The 7,039-nt window shown below is 70.1% G+C and carries 8 protein-coding genes; 5 read left to right on the top strand and 3 right to left on the bottom strand.

Annotated features, from left to right (window positions below; translation table 11 throughout):
- The 5 genes from JWP65_RS03950 to JWP65_RS03930 form a co-directional block, all read left to right on the top strand.
- On the top strand, window positions 1-382 hold a 382-nt coding region (locus JWP65_RS03950), incomplete at its 5' end, for a glycosyltransferase (RefSeq protein ID WP_299760554.1).
- On the top strand, window positions 373-1,494 hold the full coding sequence (locus JWP65_RS03945) for a glycosyltransferase (protein ID WP_299760552.1): 1,122 nt from the start codon (window positions 373-375) through the stop codon (window positions 1,492-1,494). The genes JWP65_RS03950 and JWP65_RS03945, both read left to right, overlap by 10 nt.
- On the top strand, window positions 1,491-2,585 hold the full coding sequence (locus JWP65_RS03940; RefSeq protein WP_299760550.1) for a glycosyltransferase: 1,095 nt from the start codon (window positions 1,491-1,493) through the stop codon (window positions 2,583-2,585). The genes JWP65_RS03945 and JWP65_RS03940 overlap by 4 nt, the downstream gene beginning before the upstream one ends.
- Complete coding sequence (locus JWP65_RS03935; RefSeq protein WP_299760548.1) at window positions 2,582-3,652, top strand: glycosyltransferase; 1,071 nt, start codon at window positions 2,582-2,584, stop codon at window positions 3,650-3,652. Before JWP65_RS03940 ends, JWP65_RS03935 begins: the two co-directional genes overlap by 4 nt.
- 17 nt (window positions 3,653-3,669) lie before the next feature.
- Window positions 3,670-4,482, top strand: a complete 813-nt coding sequence (locus tag JWP65_RS03930) for a TIGR04290 family methyltransferase (RefSeq protein ID WP_299760546.1) — start codon at window positions 3,670-3,672, stop codon at window positions 4,480-4,482.
- Window positions 4,483-4,502: 20 nt separating this feature from the next.
- Here JWP65_RS03930 and JWP65_RS03925 read toward each other — a convergent pair whose 3' ends face one another.
- From JWP65_RS03925 to JWP65_RS03915, 3 genes are all read right to left on the bottom strand, one after another.
- Complete coding sequence (locus JWP65_RS03925) at window positions 4,503-5,555, bottom strand: adenosine deaminase (RefSeq protein ID WP_299760544.1); 1,053 nt, start codon at window positions 5,553-5,555, stop codon at window positions 4,503-4,505.
- The gene (locus tag JWP65_RS20070; protein ID WP_367280467.1) at window positions 5,555-5,872 is read right to left on the bottom strand and encodes a hypothetical protein; all 318 of its coding nucleotides are present in this window, start codon (window positions 5,870-5,872) and stop codon (window positions 5,555-5,557) included. The genes JWP65_RS03925 and JWP65_RS20070 overlap by 1 nt, the downstream gene beginning before the upstream one ends.
- A gap of 65 nt (window positions 5,873-5,937) precedes the next feature.
- Window positions 5,938-7,039 (bottom strand): BMP family ABC transporter substrate-binding protein (locus tag JWP65_RS03915; RefSeq protein WP_299760542.1); only part of this gene is annotated, 1,102 nt, incomplete at its 5' end.

Genomic DNA, 7,039 nt, shown 5'->3' with positions numbered 1-7,039 from the left:
CGACCTGCCGCCGGAAGCATTGGCCGCCGAAATGGCAAGCGCGGGGATCTACGCGCTGCCGGCGCGCTACGAGCCGTTCGGCCTGTCGGTGCTGGAAGCGGCGCTGAGCGGCTGCGCCCTGGTGCTGGGCGACATCGCCAGCCTGCGCGAGATCTGGGGGCCCGCGGCGCTCTACGTGGCGCCGGACGATCACCCGGCCTTGCAGGCGACGCTGGCGCGCCTGATCGCCCAGCCGGCGCTGCGCACCCGGCTGGCGCGGGCGGCGCTGGTGCGGGCGCAGCACTTCACGCCCGCTCGCCAGTGCGACGGCTACCTGGCGGCCTACGCGCAATTGCAACCCCGCTTCGCCGCCGCGCCGGCAGAGGAGCCGGCATGCGCGTAGTCGTGTTCTGCCACTCGCTGCTGTCCGACTGGAACCACGGCAACGCGCACTTCCTGCGCGGCGTGTGCAGCGACCTGATCGCGCGCGGCCATGCAGTGGACGTCTACGAGCCGCACGACGCCTGGAGCCTGCAGAACCTGCTGGCCGAGCACGGACAGGCGCCGCTGCAGGGCTTCGCCCGCGCCTACCCGTCGCTGCGCAGCATCCGCTACCGGCTGGAAGCGCTGAACCTCGAGGCGGCCCTGGCCGGCGCCGACCTGGTGCTGGTGCACGAGTGGAATGCGCATGCGCTGGTCAAGGCGATCGGGCTGCACCGGCACGCCAACCCCGGCTACCGCCTGCTGTTCCACGACACGCACCACCGCTGCGTGACCGACCCCGACGGCATGGCCGGCTACGACCTGCGCCACTACGACGGCGTGCTGGCCTTCGGCAACGTGATCCGCGACCTGTACCGCAAGCAGGGCTGGGCGCAGCGCGCCTGGACCTGGCACGAGGCCGCCGACCACCGCGTGTTCCATCCCCTGCCCGGGACGGCGCGCGAAGGCGACCTGGTGTGGATCGGCAACTGGGGCGACGATGAACGCACCGCCGAACTGCACGAGTTCCTGCTGGAGCCGGTCCAGGCTCTGGAACTGCGGGCCCGCATCCACGGCGTGCGCTATCCGCAGCAGGCCCTGGCCAGCCTGGCCGACGCCGGCATCGGCTACGCGGGCTGGCTGCCCAACCACCAGGCGCCGCAGGTGTTCGCGCGCCACGGCGTGACGGTGCACGTGCCGCGCCGTCCCTACGTGGCGGCGCTGCCCGGCATCCCGACCATCCGCGTGTTCGAGGCGCTGGCCTGCGGCATCCCGCTGGTGTCGGCGCCCTGGAACGACAGCGAGAACCTATTCACGCCGGGCGCCGACTTCCTGGTGGCCCGCAACGGCCGCGAAATGCGCGAACAGCTGCGCGCCGTGCTGGGCGACCCCGAACTGGCCGGCTCGCTCGCCGAACACGGCCGCCAGACCATCCTGGCGCGCCACACCTGTGCGCATCGCGTCGACGAACTGCTGGCGATCTACGCCGAGCTGGGCCCGCCGCAAGCGCTGACCATGGAGCTTCCCGCATGAACATCGCCTTCTTCGCCTCCAGCCTGGTTTCGGCCTACTGGAACGGCGCCGCCACCTACTACCGCGGCATCGTGCGCGCCTTGCACGAGCGCGGCCATCGCGTCACCTTCTACGAGCCGGACGCGTTCGAGCGCCAGCGGCACCGCGACATGCCCGACCCGTCCTGGGCCAGGGTTGTCGTCTACTCCGCGCAATCCGAAGCCGAGGTGCTGCGCACGGTGGAGCAGGCGCGCGGCAACGACCTGGTCATCAAGGCCAGTGGCGTCGGCGTGCACGACGAACTGCTGGAGCGCGCCGTGCTGCAGCTGCAGGGCAACGGCTGCCTGGTCGCCTTCTGGGACGTCGACGCGCCCGCCACGCTGGACCGCGTCCACGGCAACCAGCAGGACGCCTTCCGGCCCTTGATTCCGCGCTACGACCTGGTGCTCACCTACGGTGGGGGCGAGCCGGTGCGCGGCGCCTACCTGGCGCTCGGCGCGCGCGACTGCGTGCCGATCTACAACGCGCTCGATCCCGGCACGCACTTTCCGGTGCCGCCGCAGCCGCGCTTTGCCTGCGACCTCGGCTTCCTGGGCAACCGGTTGCCCGACCGGGAGGCGCGGGTGGAGGAGTTCTTCCTGCGCGCCGCCGCGGCGCTGCCCGAGCGCCGCTTCATGCTGGGCGGCAGCGGCTGGGGCGACAAGGACATGCCGGCCAACGTGAACTACCTGGGCCATGTCTACACCGCCGACCACAACGCCTTCAACTGCACGCCGCTGGCCGTGCTGAACGTCAGCCGCGAGAGCATGGCGCGCTACGGCTTTTCGCCGGCCACGCGGGTGTTCGAGGCGGCCGGTGCGGCCGCCTGCCTGATCACCGATGCCTGGGAAGGACTGGAGACCTTCTTCGAGCCGGGCGCCGAAATGCTGGTGGCGCGCGACGGCGCGGAAGTCGCCGGTCACGTGCGGGCGCTGGACTTGCAGCGCGCACACGCCATCGGCCGGGCCGCGTACCGCCGGGTGCTGGCCGAGCACACCTACGCGCACCGCGCCGCGCAGTTCGATGCCGTGCTGCAAGGCTGCGCGCCGCAGCCAGTGGAGGCGGCGGCATGAGGATCGTCGTGCTCGGCCTGTCGATCACCTCGTCCTGGGGCAACGGACACGCCACCACCTTTCGCGCGCTGGTGCGGGAACTGGCCCAGCGCGGCCACGACGTGCTGTTCCTGGAGCGCGACCGGCCCTGGTACGCGGAGAATCGCGACCTGCCCCATCCGCCGTATGGCCGCACGGTGCTCTACGACAGCCTGGACGAACTGCGCCAGCGGCATGCCGGCGCGGTGCACGACGCCGACCTGGTGATCGTCGGCTCCTACGTTCCCGACGGCATCGCGGTCGGCGACTGGGTTCAGGAGCAAGCCGGCGGCATCAAGACCTTCTACGACATCGACACGCCAGTCACGCTGGCCAGGCTCGCGCGCGACGAGTGCGCCTACCTGGCGCGCGCGCAGGTCGCCGGCTACGACCTGTACCTGTCGTTCACCGGCGGCCCGACGCTGCGGCGGCTGGAGTGCGAGTTCGGCGCGCCACGCGCGCGCGCGCTGTACTGCTCGTTCGATCCGCAGCTGTACCACCCCGAGCCGCAGCCCATCGCCTGGGATCTTGGCTACATGGGCACCTACAGCGACGACCGGCAGCCCGGCGTCGACCGCTTCCTGCTGGCGCCAGCGCGGCAGCGGCCGCAGGGGCGCTTTGTCATTGCCGGGCCGCAGTATCCCGACACCGCCTCCTGGCCGGCGAACGTGACGTACCAGCCGCACCTGCCGCCGGCGCGGCACCGGCGCTTCTACAACAGCCAGCGCTTCACGCTGAACGTGACGCGCGCCGACATGATCGCCGCCGGCTGGTCACCCAGCGTGCGGCTGTTCGAGGCGGCGGCCTGCGGCACGCCGATCATCAGCGACCGCTGGGCCGGCCTGGAGACGCTGCTGGTGCCGGGCCGCGAGATCCTGCTGGCCGACGAGACGGCCGACGTGCTCGCCGCGCTGGCCATGGGCGAGGACGAGCGGCTGCGCCTGAGCGAGCGCGCCCGCGCCCGCATCCTGGCCGACCACACGGCGGCCCACCGGGCCGCCGAACTCGAAGCCCACGCACAGGAACTGCTCAGCGGCGTGTCCGCCTGAGAATGCAGGAGACGGCCATGTCCGCCAGTGTTCAACAGCAGCAGCGCCAGATCGATGCGCTCGGCCCCTGGTTCCACAACCTGCATCTGCCCGGCGGGCTGCAGACCGTGCCCGACCACTTCATCGGCGGCGACTTTCCGCGCTTCAAGTGGGAGCAGGTCAAGGGCGCGATCCCGGAAGACCTGTCCGGCTGGCGGGTGCTCGACGTCGGCTGCAACGCCGGCTTCTACAGCTTCGAGCTGGCCAGGCGCGGGGCCTCGGTGCTCGCCGTCGACATCGACCCGCACTACCTGGCGCAGGCACGCTGGGCGGCGCAGGAGTTCGGGCTGCAGGACCGCGTGGAGTTCCGCCAGCTGCAGGTGTACGACCTGGCGCGCGACAACGAGCAGTTCGACCTGGTGTGGTTCATGGGCGTCTTCTACCACCTGCGCTATCCGCTGCTGGCGCTGGACATCCTGGCGCAGCGCACGCGCCGCATGATGATGTTCCAGACGCTCGCGCTGCCGGGCAAGGAGGTCTATCCCGACACGGCCGATCACCCGATCACCGAGCGGCAGCCGCTGCTGGACCCCGGCTGGCCAAAAATGGCCTTCATCGAGCATCGCTTCTCGGGCGACCCGACCAACTGGTGGGTGCCGAACCACGCGGGCATCGAGGCGATGCTGCGCTCCAGCGGGCTGCAGGTGACGGGGCATCCCGCGGACGAGATCTACCTGTGCGTGCCCAACCCCGCGACCGCGGCCTGGCAATGGGACACGCAGTACGCCTCCGTCGTCGGCAATCGGGCGGACACGCCGCAGCAGCAGCGCGAAGAGGCCGGCGCGGCGTAGCCGGCCTGGCCGCGCCCGGGTCACGCCGCAGCGGCGATCGTGGCGAAGGCGGCGTCGAGGCGGTCCAGGTACTCGCGCTTGCGGGCCGGCCCGGCGAAGCTGCCCTCGAAGCTGTTGGCGGCCAGCTGCCAGGCATGCCGCGCCCCCAGGCCGGTGGCGGCGAAAGTCTGCAGGAAGTTCTGGTTCATGTAGCCGCCAAAGTAGGCCGGATCGTCGGAATTGACGGTAGCCACCAGGCCGGCGTCGAGCAAGGCGCGCAGGTTGTGGTCGGCCAGCGTGGGGAACACGCACAGCTTGAGATTCGACAGCGGGCACACCGTCAGCGGGATGCGGTCCCTGGCCAGCCGCTCCATCAGCGCGCCGTCCCTGGCCGACTGCACGCCGTGGTCGATGCGTTCGACCTTGAGCACGTCCAGCGCCGCCCACACGTAGGCGGGCGGCCCTTCCTCGCCGGCATGCGCCACCAGGTGCAGTCCATGCAGCCGGCACTGCGCGAACACGCGGGCGAACTTCTCGGGCGGATGGCCCAGCTCGCTGGAGTCCAGCCCGACGCCGATGAACTTGTCGCGCAGCGGCAGCGCCTGCTCCAGCGTGGCGAAGGCGTCTTCCTCGCTCAGGTGGCGCAGGAAGCACAGGATCAGTTCGGCGTCCACGCCCAGCTGCGCCTTGGCTGCCTGGCAGGCGCGGTGCAGCCCGTTGATCACCGTCTCCATGGACACCCCGCGGGCCGTGTGCGTCTGTGGGTCGAAGAAGATTTCGGCGCGCACCACGTTGTCGGCCGCGGCCCGCTGCAGGTAGGCCCACGCCATGTCGTGGAAGTCCTGCTCCCGAAGCAGCACGCTGGCGCCGGCGTAGTAGATGTCCAGGAAGCTTTGCAGGTTGGTGAAGGCGTAGGCGCGGCGCAACTCCTCGACGCTCGCATACGGGATCGCCACGCCGTTGCGCTGGGCCAGCGCGAAGATCAGCTCCGGCTCCAGCGAGCCTTCGATGTGGATGTGCAGTTCGGCCTTGGGCATCGCGGCCAGCAAGGCGGGCAGCCGCTCCGCGGCAATGGAAGGGACGGTGGTGGCCATCAGCGGACTCCGAAGGTGATTCCCAGGCGGGAAAGATAACGCCGGTAGGCGGAGGATGCGCGGTCGGCGGCGGTGTGCAGTCCGGCCCGCAGCTCCAGCGGCAGCAACTTGGGACTTTGCGACTCCAGCAGCGGCCGGTCCTGCAGCAAGGTCTTGTCCCGCAAGGCGGGCAGTTTCTCGTCATCGGGCCAGCCATGGACAGCGCCGGAAGTGTCGCGCCAGAGGACGAGGTCTTCGCCGAGCAGGCGGGCAGGAACAGGTGGCTGCGCCACCGCATCGGCGGCGGCAAGCGGGTGCCAGTGCAGTCGCTCGATCATGGAAAACAGTCGTCACTGAAACAGGAAGGGCCGCCCACGGGCGGCCCTTTCACACGCTCACGAGCTTACTTCTTGTCGCCGCCCGGCACCTTGCCTTCGACGCCCTTGACGTAGAAGTTCACGCCGCCCAGGAACTTGTCGTCGGCGATGGTGTCCTTGGCCACGACTTCCTTGCCGGTGTTGTCGGCGATCGGGCCCTTCCAGATCGAGAAGGTGCCGTCCTTCAGGCCGGCCTTGATCTCGTCGATGCGCTTCTTCGTGTCGTCGGGCACGTCGGCGGCAACGGAAACCATGTCGATCGCGCCTTCCTTGACGCCCCACCAGGCCTGGCCGGTGGCCCAGGTGCCTTCCAGGGCATCCTTGGTGGTCTTGATGTAGTACGGCGCCCAGTTGATGACGGCCGAGCCCAGGTGCGCCTTCGGGCCGTAGGCCGTCATGTCGCTGTCCCAGCCGAAGGCGCGCTTGCCCATCTTCTCCGCGGTCTGCAGCACGGCGGACGAATCGGTGTTCTGCATCAGCACGTCGGCGCCGCCGTTGATCAGGGCGGTGGCGGCTTCGGTTTCCTTCGGCGGATTGAACCAGTCGCCGACCCACACGACGCGGGTCTTGATCTTGGGATTGACCGACTGTGCGCCCAGCGTGAAGCTGTTGATGTTGCGCACCACCTCAGGAATCGGCACCGAGCCGACCACGCCCAGCGTGTTGGTCTTGGTCATCTTGCCGGCGATGACGCCGGCCATGTACGCGCCCTCGTACGTGCGGCTGTCGTAGGTGCGCAGGTTGTCGGCGGTCTTGTAGCCGGTGGCGTGCTCGAACTTGACGGCCTTGTTGTCGGCGGCCACCTTGAGCATCGGCTCCATGTAGCCGAAGGTGGTGCAGAAGATCAGCTTGTTGCCCTGCCCCACCATGTCGCGCATCACGCGCTCGGCGTCGGCCGACTCGGGCACCTTCTCGACGAAGCTGGTCTGCACCTTGTCGCCGAATTCCTTTTCGAGCGCCTTGCGCGCGTTGTCGTGCGCGAAGGTCCAGCCGCCGTCGCCGACCGGGCCGACGTAGGCAAAAGCGATCTTCAGCGGCTCGGCCTTGGGCGCGGGTGCCGGCGCTGCGGCGACGGGCGCGGGGGCCGGGGCGGGCGCCGGCTCTTCCTTCTTGCCGCAACCGGCCAGG

The organism is Ramlibacter sp. (genome assembly GCF_028292805.1).
In the GTDB taxonomy this organism is placed as follows: domain Bacteria; phylum Pseudomonadota; class Gammaproteobacteria; order Burkholderiales; family Burkholderiaceae_C; genus Ramlibacter.
Note: the sequence above shows the minus strand (reverse complement) of the source record. Positions and strands in the feature narration are given on the sequence as shown.